The sequence below is a fragment of the Paracoccus sp. R86501 genome, from assembly GCF_042466435.1.
Lineage (GTDB): Bacteria > Pseudomonadota > Alphaproteobacteria > Rhodobacterales > Rhodobacteraceae > Paracoccus.
Genome location: NZ_JAXHPZ010000001.1, coordinates 900767 through 917010, shown reverse-complemented (window position 1 = coordinate 917010; position 16244 = coordinate 900767). Strand labels below are relative to the sequence as shown.

The window sequence follows — 16244 nt, the reverse complement described above, 5'->3', positions numbered from 1 at the left end:
CCATAGCCGACAGTCGCGCCATGCCCATGCTGCGCTGCGGCATCCTCCAATTCGACCATTGGACACAGGGCGCAGCAGCTCGGGCTGCGAAGAGTTTGCGATGGCGAGCGATGAAGTCGTTTGCAATTGCAACAACAGAATCAGTCCTATTGTCCATATATTAATTTAACGGGATAGAATTCGGGCGGATGGCAGCCCGTGGTTCTGATGTCGAAAAGTATTTTTAGACGAATACTCAAGTTGGTCACTTAGAAATCAAATTCATCTTAACCATAGGCAGCTCTTGGCCCTCAAAGTTCTTTTTGTCCCGCAGGTTGCCGATCGGGTGAGTGCACGCTTAAAGCACCCTATTCAAGCTCTGTTTTCACGGTAATCATTGTGATTTCAATTCTGCAATTTCCCTCCATAGGTAACGATCTACTTCTGTTGCATTCTTGACGTGGTCCATCTTTCCGCAGCAGGAAATAATCTCTGCCGCCCCGAGGGAGTCTATCAATGTGTATCCATTTTGCTCTGCGCTAATCTTGGCGCCACTCTGGTAGCCAGAGTGCGCAACAAAAAAGCCGACAATCGGCGCGCTGCTGCTTCGAAACCATGCCGGCAGGATCCCTATTAGCTCCGCCTTATTGTTCCTGATAGAACTCATTACGTCATTGAATGATTGAATCTTGTCCCTGCTTACCGCACTCCTGTATAATTTTGACTGCCCGACTATTCTGATACCTTTATTTTTCGAAACAAAGATATTTGATCTCGAAAAAGCCGGCACGATAGCAAGAAAGTCAATCCCAAACTCATTACCTGGCGGTGTGATGAATAATTTTGAAGCTCCCAGTTTCTTCATGAGCAGCCCCCCCAAGTACTCATAATTCCGACTGTCATCTAGACTTTCAATCCAACTCACCGCAGCAGATCTGTCTCTAATCTTTTTTCCGATTCTCTTGTCGCCTTTAGATAATGTGTTCCATCTTAGTTTGTAGAATTGTTCGTTGACATAGTTGAAGCTCATAATTCCGCCACTCGCATGATGGGCATAGTCGGCGGCCTTCAGTTCGGCATACAAAGCTCTCTTGTATTTTGACACCTTTTCTTCATGTTCCATTGTATATTTGCCAAGTGACTTTTCTATAGCCTTTAAACACACGGCGTCGATTGAGAACTCTCCCTCAGCAGGTGGTAGGGAAAACACAGATCTAATGATCTCCGGTCTCTTCATCATGGGCGCAACTACAAAAAGGCCGAAAGTTTCTCTTTAGTCTTTATAATCTCATCTAATATTTCTCGCAGTTTCTCTTTATTGTCCTCATTTCCAATAACCGAGAAAGGTGTGTTGTCTAGTTGCTTTTTAGCTTCAGTGAGAACGGAGAAGAATTTGTCTACCGCATTTTTATCGCTTTCACGATCTTCCTCTAATTCATCTAAAATCGCTCGATTGTACGCCTTCTCAACGTCAGCGCCACTCCTAAACTCCATCCAGTTCTTAGGGGATTTATGGATCATATAAGAGATGTTACGAAGGTCGTCACGCTTCGATATCCGACGCCTGCTCCAAGCCTCTTCCATGTCGGATTTAGTTGGCTCTCTATCAATGTCAGATTCGTCGTCATTTTTCTTCGGATAGAACCATGAAACAAACTCATTCAAGTTAGCCGCATCAAGGAATAACTTTTTTGTATCATCCCACTTCATCCACTCCTTGACCGCAATACTACTACGTCCGAATACTTCTTGGAAAAATGGGTATATTCTTTCATCTATATACTTTCCGAACTCAGTCTCTTCTTTAGCTTGAAGGAAGGAGTAATAGCCGCGAACCCATTGAGCCGCACCAAATGCAGAAAGACCGAAGCTCTTTCCAACTTCCGTGAAGCTCAACCCTTGAGCCTCCATCTGTTCTACTATCAACTTTGCCTTATTGAAGGCAGACCACTCCGATATTCCGGAAATATGCCTTATCCCTTGAAACACCCAGGCGGCATTTTTATCAGATTCAACTCCCTCATATAAGAGGCAAGGTATTTGATCAAAAGTTTTCATGATTTCATCAGGTATCTTCTCGCCAGTATCAAGATACCCGTTTATCTGTTTTGCAGAGCAAATACGCCTATTACCTTCTAGAACGATAAAATGATCGTCGTCGATCCTGCGCACAACGACCCTGTCGATGGGCAAATACCCGTTGTGCTCCATTATTGATTTCAGTTTGTCTATATCATGACTAGCTATCAGTCTTTCAGCGGCTTCCTCCTGCGGGCCGCTCTTAATCGCGTCATGGTCTGGAATAAATATCCAATCACTTCCCACAAACCTAGGGTTGTTTGGATCTAGAAATAGCTTAGACAACGGTATGGCGATGTCTGTTAGATCCGCGCCGAGAGGTTTCGCCATAATGTGTTTCCATTTGCTAGGTGCGATTCAGAGCTTTCACATCACTCACAGTGCATCGAAATTCTGCCACGCTCAAGCAACCATACTTTAAGTGATCGTCGGAACGCGTCTGTTGTCAGCACTCGCGAGCTTTGTCCCGTCAGGCTCCGTTCAAATTTTGTGCGGTGCTTTCAGCACCGCTTTCTGTCCTCTATGCAAACAGTGGGAACTACGCCGATGTCACCGCAGCTGCACTATCTTGCTATCTTCGGAAAATTCTCCGGTCCGAGGCCCGATACGACCATGATCTCGCACAGATCCGTTCGAACAGCGCGTATGGCAAGGGTGCTACGCTTGCTACGCAGCACTGGCGCGAGGCCACTCGACGCTCTTGCGCCGGGACAGATGGCCTTGACGCTGCGCTGAGGTCGAACGGCCGCTTCTGCGTTCTGGGACGGCTCATTCGCTGCACCGCAGACAGACTGCTTTCCGCCCTTCGCGACAGACCAAGCGCCTACGGTGCTGCGGCTGCGAAGGGTGAGCACGTCTGCATCCTGAAGCCTCTGTTCGCAGCGCCGCCGTCACGCCGCTCTCCGCCCGAAAAGACGCTCGCCCGCAGTCGCTCTAGGTTAGCACGACTGGTCGCGCTTACGCCAACCGCGGCCGGTGCCACCCGCCGCAGTCCATGCGTTGTCAGGGTGCCTGGTGGCAAGGCCGGGACAGGTCCCGGCCATGATTTAGCTGGGTCAGCAGCAATATATCCAATTCTGGTTGGGTGCCCGTCGCAGGCCGTTCAACGCTCCTTTTGAATCGGGACCGGGGCGTCAGCCGCGGGCCGCAAGGATGCCGACAGGCATCCGCGCAATTGCCCGACAGGGCGATGGAGCGCCTCCCCGGCGCAAGGGGCAGACGGTAGCTCGAAGAGCTACCTACAGTCTGTCACTGTAGCTAGCTTTTGGGGCGCTGAGTTCGTGGGATGAAGTTGAAGCTTAGTTCTTGCCGAACAGGAGAGCAATGACCAACTCGACTTGTGGGGGAACACTAGGAGGGAACAATGTCCTATCAGTTCGTCCATATCGAGTGCTACAGCGCAAAACCAAGACAGGCCAAGCGCGGAAGCGACCATTTCAATTCGGCAGAGCAGGTGTTCGCGGAAGCGGCACGGGAGGCGCGATATTCGGCGCATGTTCCCTCGCCGCGACCGGCGCAGCGGATCGCCGGGACCAGATCGGTAGAGGAGTTGCGCGCGCTTTGGAGATCCCTGACAGCTAACACCAAGGCGATGCAGCCTTCTGGCAAGGGTGACAACAAGCTGCATCCTCAGCGTTTGAGATCGAACGCAAATACGCTCTACACCGAGGTCCACTCACACCCGGCCAGGGTCGAGGATATCTGGGGCGGCAAATCGCCCGAAACCGAACGAGAGGTCAAAACCTGGATCGATCGTGTCCTGAAGCACTTCAAGCAGCGCATGCCAGCGGGCATCGAATACGTGGTGGTGCTTCATACCGATGAGGAGCATGTGCATGTGCATATCCTGGCGCTGAACGTCAAAGATCCGAAGATCGATGCGAACCAGCTTCATGTCGGCAAGCTGGCAGCGGATCTGGTTCGTAAAGGTCCGGAGGCGACGACGCCCATGCCGAGCCTGCCCCGCCCCAAATTGGAGACAAGGCCGAAGAAGCCCAAGAAGTTCAAGCCCAGCAAGAACCGCAAGACGCAAGCCAAGAACGATATCGCTTATCGGGAGAAGATCGCAGCCTGGGACGCTGAATGTGCGGCGTGTGAGAAGCATAATGACGCGCTGCTGGCGGATTGGCGCCAGCGTAACAAGGCCCATCTTCAGGAGTATCGCTGCACAGCGGATCGCCCTGCTGAGAACAAGGCCTATACCGTGGCGCTGCGTGCGTTTCAGGACGACTATCACACGCATGTCGGTGCGCCATGCGGTCTGCTGCGTGATGGGCCGCGCAAGGCCCGCAAGACCACCAAGGAGCATGCCGCCGAAAAGGAGACGGCGAAGCGAAATGCAAAGCTGATCCAGAGCCAGAAAAGCATCCATGAAACCAACCTCAAGTTCGCGCGGCAGAATGCCGCTGCCGAAGCTGCCAATGCGGAAATGCGGGCCGCCCTGGAGGCGAAGGAACGGAAATTTGTGGCGGACGAGGCGAAGCTGGCTGCGGAGAGGAAATCACTGAGCGATCAGAAGGAAGCCTTCATCCGCAAGGCAAAGCTACACGAGGCAAGGGTCACTGCCCGTGAGGAGGCCCTAAAGGCGAAGGAGCAGGATCTGCAGAATGCCTTCGGGGGTCTGAACGCCATCATGACCGGTCTGGAAGACGGGTCGGTGACCGTGACAGACAACAAGATCAACGGACGCGGGCTGGGGAGCTATCTGCGGGATGCATTCTCAAAAGATGCGCCCCAGACGACCGGGCATTCGCTGCTCAGGCGCTTCGTCCGCTTCATCATCAGGTCCTGGAACGCCATCGAAACCCGCGATGGGCCGGAAGTGGAGCAGGACTATCGGGACGGGCCGTCGATGTAGGAAGGAAGGCATCGGCACCACGCTCGCTTGTAATAGACGCGAAGGGCGGGGAGCGGCCTTCGCGAGGCGCGTCCAACCGGTGTAGCCAAGACGTGAAAACGGCCATTCAGCCTCGGCGCAACGCTACTGGCGGCCGTCCCGCCGCAAAGGGCGGGAACTGACTATTGGCCGCGCAAGCTAATCGCGGCGAGTAGGCGCAGATCGCGGTATAGCGCGCCACCCGAGCAGCGCGCGACGCTACAGTGTCCAATCGGCCTTCCTCAAGATCGGCGGCGGTTAATGCGCAAGAGCCAAGTAAAATACCTCCCACAGTCAGAAAGCTTGAAGTGCTAAGCGGTTCTGGCTTATAGATATTTAGAAGCTAACCGGCAGGCCAATAATTTACATCCTAAATTATAGGAAATTAAATTGATTATTCCTCGCGATCCTTTTGACCGTAAAGCTCAGGACGATGCACTTTCAAACGCATTGTTAGAACCCAAGCACACAGCAATCTATTTAGACACTTCATCTTTAATTTGGATGTATCGCTTGGCATACGGTGCAAGAGCCGAGTTCATGGATTGGGCGACTGCAGGAGTTTTAAATGGCAAAGTTCATGTTCCAGCGTGGTCTTTACATGAGCTTCACAAGCACCGCCGCTCCACGGATAAGCTTTTTCCTGCTCGACCAAAAGTAAGTGCAATCGAAAGTGAGCTACGCTTTCTAACCGAGGCAGCATCTCTTTTTGTAGACGACGATCTAGCAACCGCAAAGGCTTTCGTGGGCCGCGCTGGTTACATCGATTTTCTTGAGGAAGCGAAGAATAATCTTATACGCGCTCTTAAAGTTCTTAGAGATGTGGATGTCTCTAAGGTTGAGGATCATATTCTGCCCTTCTTCGAAAAAGCAGCGCTTCAGTCACCGTTGCCTGATTTTGCTGATCTTGCATCTGAATTCGCAGCCAGAGGAGAGAGTCGCATCCCTCCTGGATATAAAGATTCTCGGAAGAAAGGGGACAATGGAAACGAGGGAGGAGATGGCGCAAACCGGTTTGGAGATCTCGCTCTCTGGAAAGAAGTGCTACACCACGCGGAGGCCAGTACGGACATTAAAAAGGTCATCGTTATTACACATGACGGAAAGGAAGACTGGGTATTTTCACCAAATAGATTTATTGATTACAATGGAAACATTCAGCCCAATAATTCAAAGCCAAAGGTCGTAACATGCCCTCACCCAACTCTGTATTCCGAAGCGAGGACGGTAGCGGGACTAGACGAACTGTACATTATAACTATTCCTCAACTAATCCAATTAATTAGCAATCGAGGCGTTGCTAAGGATGTCCAACAACTCGCACGTGCCGTACAGATAGAGCAAGAAGCCGCAGACGCTGAAATCGATAACAGCGGTGAGAGCAGCGATGGCCTTTCAGTGGCGAACGACAGCAGCGACCAAGTTGATGTGCTTGGTGAGGGATCAGCGCAGGCTGATGGGCCAGCGATCGCGCACGATTCAGACATCGACAATCCAGCCCAAGAGCCCACTGCGGAATCAGAAGCAGATGAAGTTCTCGCAGCCTTGAAGGACATGCCTACATCGGCGCTTGCTGATGCCGAATATAAGTTTCTGAAAAGTGAGAACGAAGCTGATACAGTAATTCGCGAATTAAAATCTCATAATTGGTACAGGCAGAATCCCGCCATTGGTAGAGTCGAGGCAATACTCCTCGATCATGATGCGTCGTACGAGCAGATATTTGTCATTGCTCGAAATGTATATCAAGCAGCATGTGGAAACTCTAATGCTGCGGTGCATCTGATGGAAAACCTTGAAGCTTTTCTAAGCCGAATTCCAAGCCCAACAAAAGAAGTTTTATTTTCTGGCTTGATTTTCGAAGCTTATTTTGATTCAAATGGAGATATTAGACATGAAGTGAAGGGTGACTATCTGACGCCACTCTTCGAATGCTCGCAAATTCCTGAGCTAAAAAGCGCTGTTGTTTGGTTTAGGAATTATATAAAACCTTACCAAGGAAGTTATTTAAAGTTACCGGGTGATTTAAATGATTTAGAAATTTTTCAAATTGAAGAGAATGAAGATTTTGTATTACAGATCAATGTTCGTGGAATTAATATTGTAGAGCGCATCAGTGAAGATTTTTCTTTTGATGCGCTTCCCAATGCCGCATCCGAACGTCTTCTTCGAAACGAAATCTCCTCGCACTTTGCTCTTCCTCCTTCACTCATACGCTTCGATTCTTCTTGGGAGGGAGCAAAAGACCTTTCTCATTTAAAGTTCATCACTTGGGAACCAAGTAAAGACTTTGCGTTTCCAGCCTAGGTTGAAAGAGGGGCTGACTAACTTTAAATCCCAGCAATTTACCCACTGCATCAGAGACAGACGAGCTAGCTGGGATGAAGGTTGCATGCCTGTCCTTTCGTCCGCTTTTAGCTCGGTCCATATTCTCACAATGTGATTCACGACGGGAGCTCTCGGCCGAACGCGACGCGTGACCTACTTACATTTAGGTGAAGCTTGGGGCTCAAGCTTTCAGCTGCTCACGAATGGATCAACTGAACAATGGCCTTGCGACCAGCCATTATCGGAACGATGATGGTGCAGCACAAATCGCGATACAGATTTCATCGACATGACGAAATTCTAGTTAGCTCAATGACTTGCGGCTGATCCGGTGGAATCCTACCGCCCCAGCCAATATCTTCTAAGTCGTTGAAGTAGATCGTCTTATCGAAGACGGACAGCCGATCTGGACCATTGTCCATCATCACTGTCCATCATGGCATTTATGTCCCCAGCCAAAGGGACCCGCCATGGGCATCGCCAATTTCACCTTCCGCCGGGGCGCGATCTACACATGGCGTCGCCGCATTCCCAAACGTGCCGATTCAGACGCATCGAACCTTCAGGTGTCGCTCAGGACTGCTTGCCCGTGGACAGCGCGCAGGCTGGCCGTCATCGTGACAGCGGAAAGTGAGAAGGTATTCGACCGCATGGGAATGGATGGCCTGACGCCCGATGTGGCGCGGCAGTGGCTTGAGACGGTGATCCGCGACGAGTTGGAAGACACGGCACGGCGCACCCGCGCGGCCTTCCATCTGCCGAAAACCGGAAACCCCCTGGAAAGCGTTTACCATGACAGGCTCGCGGGCGAAGCTTTGCGTCTGGTGGCACGTAAGGGCGCTGAGGTGGATCTGGACGAGGACGAACGTCGCGAGCTGACAGCGCGGGGTTATTCCGACGCCGACCTCGACTGGATCAATCACTACCAGCACCACCTCGGACGGGCAGTTGCCACCGAAGCGATGGAGAATAAGATCAGCCGCCGCGTGGCCGAGATCGCGGGCAAGGAGCGCATCAGCGGGCATGAATTCTTTGACGCCAAGCGCATCTATCTGAACGGACGCGCAGCGGCGCTGCTGTCCTCGAAGGACAGCCTCGAGAGTGGCTTCGAGGACGCCATGCAGATGGCCAGCCGGATTCGGGAGGGGAAGCAACCTGACGGGCCTCAGGCAGCGCCACAGGCCGTTCAGCACCCTGCCCCTGCCCCTGCCCCGGAACCTAAACCCGCCTCCGACCCGGCACTGGAAGCCGTGGCCGACCGCCTGGCAGGCCGCAAGGAAAAGCGTGGCCGAGTAACCGACAAGACCGCTTACCAGATCCGCAAGACTGCCGAACTCTTGCGCGAGGCGACCGAGGTGGCTGACATCCGCATGCTACGGCAAGAGCACCTGATGACATTCAGCAACATCATGCATGCACTGCCCCCGACCTATCGCAAGACCCCAAAGGAACGGGAGATGACCTTGCAGGAGATGACCTGCCCCCTGCTGGTCCCTCATTCATAACGAGAGTTTGCAGGTTGGATCTGGGTATTCGGTTGCTCTTCCTGGCGCAAGTGCGCCGGGCGCGGAGCCCTCAAAATGCTCAAGCGCACGGCGCGCTTGCTGCGGCGTCTGGTTACCCAAGGACGAGTGCGGCCTGACCGTGTTATAGTCGTAGCGCCACAGGGCCAGCTTGCGCCGCGCGTCATCCAGGCTGTCGAAGATTTCCTCGTTCAGCAGTTCATCCCTGAGGCTACCGTTGAAGCTTTCAACGAAGGCGTTCTGCTGTGGCTTACCCGGATCGATGTAATGCCACGACACCTCGTTCTCGTCGGCCCATTTCAGGATCGCCCGACTGGTGAACTCGGTTCCATTATCGCTGACAATGCAGCCTGGCTTGCCGTAGAGCCGGATCAGGGCACTGAGTTCCCGGACGACCCGTGCGCCGGACAGGCTGGTGTCCGCGACAAGGCACAGGCATTCACGCGTGCAGTCGTCGATCACGGCGAGGATCCGGAACTTCCGCGAGGCACCGAAGCTGTCGGAGACAAAGTCCAACGACCAGCGCGCGTTGACGCCCGCAGCCGATGGCATCGGGATTCTTGTGCCACGCGCTCGCTTGCGACCGCGTCGTTTTTGCACGGACAGCCCTTCCTCGCGGTAGATCCTGTAGAGCTTCTTGTGGTTCATGATCATGCCCTTGCGTTCTAGAAGCACGCCGATCCGGCGATAACCGAACCGACGTCGCTTTCCGGCGATCTCCTGCATCTCCTTGCGGATCTCGACACTGTCCGGCGGGCGTTCTCGCCGGACTGTCTTTGGATCGACACCGACCAGCCTGCAGGCTCGGCGCTGCGAGATATCATGATCCCGTATCACCCGAAGCGCCGCGTCTCGCCGCTTGATCAATGTCGTCAGCTCTTTCCCAGCAGGTCTTTTAGGACGACGTTGTCCAGCATGGTATCGGCCAGCAGGCGCTTGAGTTTGGCGTTCTCGTCTTCGAGCGATTTCAATCTGGCCGCCTCGGACACCTCCATCCCGCCATACTGGGACTTGAACTTGTAGAACGTTGCAGGGCTGAGGCCATGCCTACGGCACACCTCTGCCGTCGGCATGCCGGCTTCCTGTTCCTTGATCATCCCGATGATCCGCGCCTCGGTGAAACGGCTCTTTCTCATGTGTCTGCTCCCTAAGAGTTGGCGCAGACTCTACATTACGGTGAGGGATTTCGCGGGGGGCAGGTCAGCATCCCTCCAACCATGCGGGAGGATCGCCCAGCAAGCGTATAAGGCCACCGAAACCACCATTCATTTCGGATCGATATTGTGCAGCATCTGCCGCATTACCTTGAGGAATATGTCTAAATCACCGGCCGCTACGCCAGACAACAGACCCTCTTCGCAGGACAAGGCTACGGCAAGCAAGGTGTCATGGGTTTTCAAGCCGGCCTCTGACAGCCACCAAAGCCGTTTGCGCGGGTCGTTCGAAGGCTGCTGGGTTCGCAGCAATTCCTTTTCCGACAGATGTTTCAGCGACCGGCTGACGGCTGCCTTATCAAGGCGGATCACGTCGCAGATGCGGCTGGCCGTGATGCCGGGTTCGATGTTCAGCATGGCGATGATGCGCCAATCGACAAGGCTTAGCCCGAAGTCGCGGCGATAGATGGCCGAGGTGTTACGGCTCCAGGCATTGCTGACGGCGTTCAGCAGAAAGGGTGCATAGTGGTCAATGTCCAGAATGCGCGTGCCATCACGATCGCGCGTCGGTGCGGCGATGCGTTCCGGTGGCTCGTCCATCTTATCGGGCTGTCTCACAGGGCTCACCTCAGGATCGATGCGATCTCATAGTCGTGGGCCCTCAGGATGTCACGGGTGGGACGCGCGCCCTTGGCGAACAGCTTGCGTGCCTGCATGTGAGTTCGGGGGTCGTTCACCGTTTCGATGGCCGAGAGGTGGTCGCCCGCAAAGCGCAGGACGGCCCCATCAGCGCGGGTCACGGACAGATCATCAGTGGCGGCGAAACCGGCGATCTGCAGCTTGCTGCTGCCCTGATCCGACCAGAACCACGGCACCGCCGCATAGGGGCCGGTCATCCCCTTGGTCAGCCTGCGCGCGATCAGCCTTGCGTGGTCAGTCGCGGCCTGCACGCTTTCAAGCCGCACCAGCCGCCCCGTGGCGGGGTCGGGAAAAGCCGCGCAATCGCCAAGCGCCGAGATCGCCGGGTCCGAGGTCAACAGCTGCGCATCGGTGCGCACCCCGTTATCCGTTTCAAGTCCCGCTTGCTGGGCCAGCTCGCTGTTCGGACGGACGCCCGCGGCCAGCACGACCAGATCGGCAGGGACGGCTTCGCCGCCCGCCAGAATGCCATCGTCCGTCACCTCTGTAACCGGCGCACCCAGCATGACCCGCGTGCCCATCTCGCGGTGCATGGCCAGAAATCGGTCCGACATCGCGGGCGAGACGACGCGCCCCATCAGGCGAGGGCCTGCCTCGGCCACGATGACGGTCAGGCCGAAGCCGCGTGCGACGGCGGCAAATTCCAACCCGATGAAGCCGCCACCGATGATCGCCACGCTTTTTGCATTCGCCATCGCCTGTCGCAAGGCCAGCGCATCATCCAGCGTGCGCAGGTCCAGCGCCCTTTCGACGCCGGGGAAACCCGGCCGCAGGTTGCGGGTGCCCGTCGCCAGGATCAGATGGTCGTAGGGCACGCTGCCCGCCGCATGAACCACCTGACGGGCGGCGGTATCGATCCGCGTCACGGATGTGCCCAGCATCAGGGTGATGTCCTGGTCGTCGAAATAGCTTTGCGGGCGCAGGCGCAGGCTCTCGGCCTCTCCGGTCTTCAGATAGGCCTTGGACAGCGGCGGGCGCTGATAGGGCAGATGGGTTTCGCTGCCGATCAGGGTGATGGGGCCGTTGTGCCCTTCCTGCCGCAGGCTGACGGCGGCCTGCAGACCGCCCTGCCCCGCCCCGACGATGACGATGCGTTGCATGCTCATCCCTGCTCCTCGGGGATGTGCAGGCGCAGGCCGTCATGCGCCTCGGTCAGCTTGATCTGGCACGACAGGCGCGAGCTGTCCTTCATCTCGGCCATGGCGCAATCCAGCATGTCTTCCTCGCCGTCCATGCGGTCGCCGGTGCGGTCAAGCCAGTCGTCGGCGACATAGACGTGGCAGGTCGCGCAGGCCATCGAGCCACCGCATTCCGCGATGATGCCGTCGATGTTGTTGTTCAGCGCGACCTGCATGGCGCTGTCGCCGGGCTTGGCCTCGACGGTGGTTTCGCGGCCGTCGGGCTGGATGAAGGTGATGTTGATCACGGTGGTCTCCTCAGTTCGGGATCAGTTTCAGCGGCAGCCGGTCAAGCGCGCGAATGGCGTTGTTGGGCCGCCAGACGGCGTCGCCCGCGGGTTCGATGCGGGCGACCTTGCGGGCCATGACGCTTAGGACGGCTTCCAGTTCGCCGCGGGCGATGTTCTGGCCGACGCAGCCGTGGATGCCAGCGCCGAAGGCCATGTGGCCCGTGGGCTTGCGATCGACGCGGAAGGCCTGCGGGTCGCCCCATTTGGCAGGGTCCATGTTGGCCGCGCCCAGCACGCACATGACCTTGGCACCTTCGGGAACGGGATGGCCCGCAATCTGGGTGTCCAGATTGGCGGTGCGCAGGAAGGTATGCACCGGCGAGGTATAGCGCAGCACCTCCTCGAAGCAGGGGCGGATCAGCGATGTGTCGGCCTTCAGCGCCTCCCATTGATCGGGGTTGCGCGACAGGCACCACATGGCGTTTCCGATGCCGGTGACGGTGGTATCGACACCTGCCGACAGGAAGGACCGCACCAGCATGGCGGCTTCCTCAGGCGTGATCTCGCCCGCGTCGGCGGCCTGATAAACCAGCGCGCCGATGCCGTCGTCGGTCAGACGGTCGCGGGCGCAGGCGGCGGTGATCCAGGCGGCGACCTCGGGGGCGCGGGCCATGGCGTGGCGGCGCAGGTCGTTGTCGGGGCCGACGGCGTTGAAGACGATGGCGCCGTAATCGACCAGGTGACGCGGGCTGACATCCTTCATGCCGACGGCCTTGGGAAAGACCGTGGTCGGGAAAGCCTCGGCCAGATCGGCGACGCCGTCGATTTCGGATTGTTCCAGCAGCCGGTCCACCAGCGCTTCTGCGGTCGCGATGAAATCGTCCATCATTGTGCGAACGACCTTGGGCGACAGCGCCTTGGACATCACCTTGCGGGTGCGGGTGTGATCGGGGGGATCGACCTCGAGGATGATCGACGGCGCACGCCACGGCTTTTCCAGCTTGAAGTCGTTCAGGCCGACCCCGCGCGACGACACGAAGTTTTCATGGTCCGAAAACGTCTGGCGGGTTTCGTCATAGCGGCCCACCGCCAGCACCTGATAGCGCGGGATATAGACCACCGGCCCCGCATCGCGCAGCGCCGAATAGAAGGGTTCGGGGTCAAGCAGCACGTCCAGCGCATAGGGATCGACATCCAGCACCGGGATGGACGCGTCGGGGGTCAGCGGCCGGTGGCCTTCGATCAATGTCATGGCATCTTCTCCTTACGCGTTCAGCGCCACGCCGATATGGCGGTTCAACAGGTCGGGTCGGGCCAGCAGCTGGTCGGCAGGCCCGTCATGGACGATGGCGCCATTGGCCATCAGCACGGCGCGGTCGGCGAATTTCAGCGCCGCGCCCGCCTGCTGTTCGACCAGCACGACCGAGCGGCGGCCGTCGCTGGCCAGATCCTCGAAGACCTGCATCAGCTGTTCGCAGATCACCGGCGCCAGCCCCTCCAGCGGTTCGTCCAGCAGCAAGACCTGCGGGCCGGTCATCAGCGTGCGGGCGATCGACAGCATCTGCTGTTCGCCACCCGACAGCTGCGCGCCGCCGTTCCTGCGACGTTCCTTCAGGCGCGGGAACAGGGCATAGGCCTCCTCCAGCGTGGCGGTGCCGCGCATGGCCGACAGCAGGTTTTCCTCGACCGTGAGCGAGGCGAAGATGTCGCGGGTCTGCGGCACCAGCCCCAGCCCGAGGCCGGACCGCTTGTGCGGCGACAGCCCGTGGATGGGTTTGCCGTCCAGCGTGATCGTGCCGTGGTGCAGTTTCGCCAGCCCCATGATGGTCGCCAGCAGCGTGGTCTTGCCCGCGCCGTTGCGCCCGATCACGGCCAGCCGTTCGCCCGGTCGCAGCGTCAGGTTCACGCGGTCCAGCACATGGGTCGGACCATAGCCCGAGGTGACGTCGTTCAGGATCAGACCCTCAGTCATGGCTTCCTCCCAGGTAAAGCTCGCGGACCTTGGCGTCCGCGGCAATGGCGTCGGGCGTGCCCTCGGTCAGGATGCGGCCCTGAACCAGAACGATGATCTGGCGGGCGACGCGAAAGACCAGCTCCATGTCGTGTTCGATGATCAGCACGGCCAGATCGTCGGGCAGGCGTTCGATGGCATCGACGATCAGATGGATTTCCGACGATGGCACCCCTGCCGCCGGTTCGTCCAGGATCAGAACCCGCGGCTTCAGCGCCAGCGTCAGCGCCAGTTCGACCAGCCGCTGCTGGCCATAGGCCAGATCGGCGACCTTGCGATCGGCCAGCGCGCCAAGGGCGAACTGGTCGATCAGATCCGTCACCTCGGCCTCGGTCCGCACATCGCCGTCGGCGCGGCGCAGGAAGCGGTATCCGTGACGCTGGCGTTCCAAGATCGGCAGGCGCAGGTTCTCGCGCACAGTCAGGTCGCGGAACAGCGTCGTGATCTGGAAGGTCTTGGCGATGCCGCGACGGACGCGCTGCGCCTCGTTCAGCTGGCGGATGTCCTGACCGTCAAAGCGGATGGTCCCCGATGATGGCGCCAAGACGCCCGTGACAAGGTTCGCGAAGGTGCTTTTGCCCGCGCCATTGGGGCCGATCAGCGCCTTGCGGTCGCCGGGCCGCAGATCGAAATCGATGTTTTCGGATACGGTCAGCCCGCCGAAGCGCTTGGACAGACCCCTGACCTCAAGACCCTGCATGGCGGCCCCCCTTGAACAGACGTGCGATGGCGGGCGGGGCGGAAATGATGCCCTTGGGCAGGAAGAAGACCACTGCCAGCACCAGCGCGCCGATGACAAACAGCCAGTTGAACGGATCATTGGCCGCCGCCCAGTGGTGGACGAACATGAAGATCAGCGTGCCGATCACCGCCCCGTTCAGCCGTCCGGTGCCGCCAAGGATCAGCATGATCAAAGCCTCGGCCGACAGGGTGAAGGAAAAGCTTTCAAGGCTGACCAGCTGCGTGATCTGCGCCGACAGCGCGCCCGCGATCCCCGCGATGCCGCCGCCGATGCTATAGGCGGTCACGCGGCGCCAATAGACCGAGACGCCGATCGCCGCCATCCGGTCCGGGCTTTCGTGGATGCCGCGCAGCGACAGGCCAAGGGGCGCGCGGGTCAGCAGGCTCAGCGCCGCAAAGACCACCGCCACGACCGCCAGCGCATACCAGAAGCCTGTCTTGCCGACGAAATCGAAGGCGAAGATGCCGAGCACCGGGTCTATACGGATGCCGCGCAGCCCGTCCGCGCCGCCGGTCACATCCCGCGCCTTGTTGGCGATCTCAAGGCAGATCGAGGCGACGGCGATGGTCAGCATGATCAGCGTCAGCCCTTGGGTCCGCATCAGGACCACCCCCGACACGAAGGCCAGAACGGCACCGGCCAAGGCCCCCACCAGCAGACCCGCCATGGGATCGGCCCAGACGTGGATGGCGAAAAGCCCCGCAGCATAGGCCCCGGCACCGTAAAGCGCCGCCTGCCCCAAGGTGGCGATCCCCGCATAGCCAAGCACCAGGTCCAGCGACAGGACCAGCACGATCATGATCAGGATGCGCGTCAGGAACGCCAGGTTGAAGGGCATCGCGAAATACAGCGCGACGGCCAGCCCAAGCAGCAGAACGGATGAAAGACCGGATCTCATGTATGCGCCCTTCCCAGCAGGCCTTGCGGGCGCAGGGCCAGCAGGACGATGACGACGATGAAGAAGACGATGGTGGCGTAATCGGGCACCAGATAGCGGGTGGCCGTTTCCAGGACGCCCAGCCCGATGGCGGCGACGAAGGACCCGGCGATGGACCCCATGCCTCCGACCGCGACGACGATCAGGAACAGCACCATGTAGCGGACCGGGTAATAGGCATCGATCGGCAGGATCTCGGCCCCCAGAATGCCGCCAAGCGCGGCCAGTCCGGCACCCAGTCCGAAGGCCACCATGAAGATGCGGTCGGTGTCGATGCCAAGCGCCGATGCCGTGCCGCGATTGTCCACGGCCGCCCGCAGCCTGATCCCGAACAACGTCCGGTCCAGCAGCAGCCACAGCCCCAGGATGGACCCGAGCCCCGCCGCGATGACCACCAGCCGGTGCACCGGAAGGGTGCGGAAGCCCAGATCGACGCTTTGCTTCAGGCTGTCGGGCAAGGGGATGCTTAGCAGTGACGACCCCTGCCACAGGTTGACCGAGGCGATCAT

At 57.9% G+C, this 16244-nt stretch carries 14 protein-coding genes; 3 read left to right on the top strand and 11 right to left on the bottom strand.

The window, feature by feature from the left end; genetic code table 11:
* Positions 1-373: 373 nt before the first annotated feature.
* Both SJY40_RS04525 and SJY40_RS04520 read right to left on the bottom strand, forming a co-directional pair.
* Positions 374-1219, bottom strand: a complete 846-nt coding sequence (locus SJY40_RS04525; protein WP_378943257.1) for a restriction endonuclease — start codon at positions 1217-1219, stop codon at positions 374-376.
* An 8-nt stretch (positions 1220-1227) separates the two neighbouring features.
* Positions 1228-2388, bottom strand: coding sequence for a hypothetical protein (locus tag SJY40_RS04520; RefSeq protein WP_378943254.1), 1161 nt, complete (start codon positions 2386-2388; stop codon positions 1228-1230).
* A 1033-nt stretch (positions 2389-3421) separates the two neighbouring features.
* Here SJY40_RS04520 and SJY40_RS04515 point away from each other — a divergent pair.
* The 3 genes from SJY40_RS04515 (at position 3422) to SJY40_RS04505 (ending at position 8766) form a co-directional block, all read left to right on the top strand.
* On the top strand, positions 3422-4915 hold the full coding sequence (locus SJY40_RS04515) for a hypothetical protein (protein ID WP_378943252.1): 1494 nt from the start codon (positions 3422-3424) through the stop codon (positions 4913-4915).
* Between the two features lie 408 nt (positions 4916-5323).
* A complete protein-coding gene (locus SJY40_RS04510) occupies positions 5324-7240 on the top strand; it encodes a PIN-like domain-containing protein (protein WP_378943249.1) in 1917 nt (638 codons plus the stop codon).
* A gap of 491 nt (positions 7241-7731) precedes the next feature.
* Positions 7732-8766: a DUF6538 domain-containing protein gene (locus SJY40_RS04505; protein ID WP_378943247.1), complete on the top strand. Its 1035-nt coding sequence runs from the start codon at positions 7732-7734 to the stop codon at positions 8764-8766.
* Here the strand turns inward: SJY40_RS04505 and SJY40_RS04500 are convergent.
* The 9 genes from SJY40_RS04500 to SJY40_RS04460 form a co-directional block, all read right to left on the bottom strand.
* Positions 8761-9920 (bottom strand): IS3 family transposase gene (locus tag SJY40_RS04500; RefSeq protein ID WP_378943244.1). Its coding sequence is split into 2 segments (ribosomal slippage): positions 8761-9671 and positions 9671-9920, totalling 1161 coding nucleotides; the frame shifts between segments, so codons are not numbered across the junction. The two genes, SJY40_RS04505 and SJY40_RS04500, sit on opposite strands and share 6 nt — an antisense overlap.
* 129 nt (positions 9921-10049) lie before the next feature.
* Complete coding sequence (locus SJY40_RS04495) at positions 10050-10538, bottom strand: MarR family winged helix-turn-helix transcriptional regulator (protein ID WP_378943242.1); 489 nt, start codon at positions 10536-10538, stop codon at positions 10050-10052.
* A gap of 23 nt (positions 10539-10561) precedes the next feature.
* Positions 10562-11743 carry an NAD(P)/FAD-dependent oxidoreductase gene (locus SJY40_RS04490; protein WP_378943239.1) on the bottom strand — a complete coding sequence of 394 codons (1182 nt, stop codon included), beginning with the start codon at positions 11741-11743 and terminating at the stop codon, positions 10562-10564.
* Positions 11740-12063, bottom strand: coding sequence for a 2Fe-2S iron-sulfur cluster-binding protein (locus tag SJY40_RS04485; RefSeq protein WP_378943237.1), 324 nt, complete (start codon positions 12061-12063; stop codon positions 11740-11742). Before SJY40_RS04485 ends, SJY40_RS04490 begins: the two co-directional genes overlap by 4 nt.
* Before the next feature lie 10 nt (positions 12064-12073).
* The gene (locus SJY40_RS04480; protein ID WP_378943234.1) at positions 12074-13297 is read right to left on the bottom strand and encodes a cytochrome P450; all 1224 of its coding nucleotides are present in this window, start codon (positions 13295-13297) and stop codon (positions 12074-12076) included.
* 12 nt (positions 13298-13309) lie between these two features.
* The gene (locus SJY40_RS04475; RefSeq protein ID WP_378943231.1) at positions 13310-14017 is read right to left on the bottom strand and encodes an ABC transporter ATP-binding protein; all 708 of its coding nucleotides are present in this window, start codon (positions 14015-14017) and stop codon (positions 13310-13312) included.
* Positions 14010-14756, bottom strand: a complete 747-nt coding sequence (locus tag SJY40_RS04470; RefSeq protein WP_378943229.1) for an ABC transporter ATP-binding protein — start codon at positions 14754-14756, stop codon at positions 14010-14012. The genes SJY40_RS04475 and SJY40_RS04470 overlap by 8 nt, the downstream gene beginning before the upstream one ends.
* Entirely contained in the window at positions 14743-15696 is a 954-nt protein-coding gene (locus tag SJY40_RS04465) for a branched-chain amino acid ABC transporter permease (RefSeq protein WP_378943226.1), read from the bottom strand. Before SJY40_RS04465 ends, SJY40_RS04470 begins: the two co-directional genes overlap by 14 nt.
* Positions 15693-16244, bottom strand: coding sequence for a branched-chain amino acid ABC transporter permease (locus tag SJY40_RS04460; RefSeq protein ID WP_378943224.1), 552 nt, complete (start codon positions 16242-16244; stop codon positions 15693-15695). Before SJY40_RS04460 ends, SJY40_RS04465 begins: the two co-directional genes overlap by 4 nt.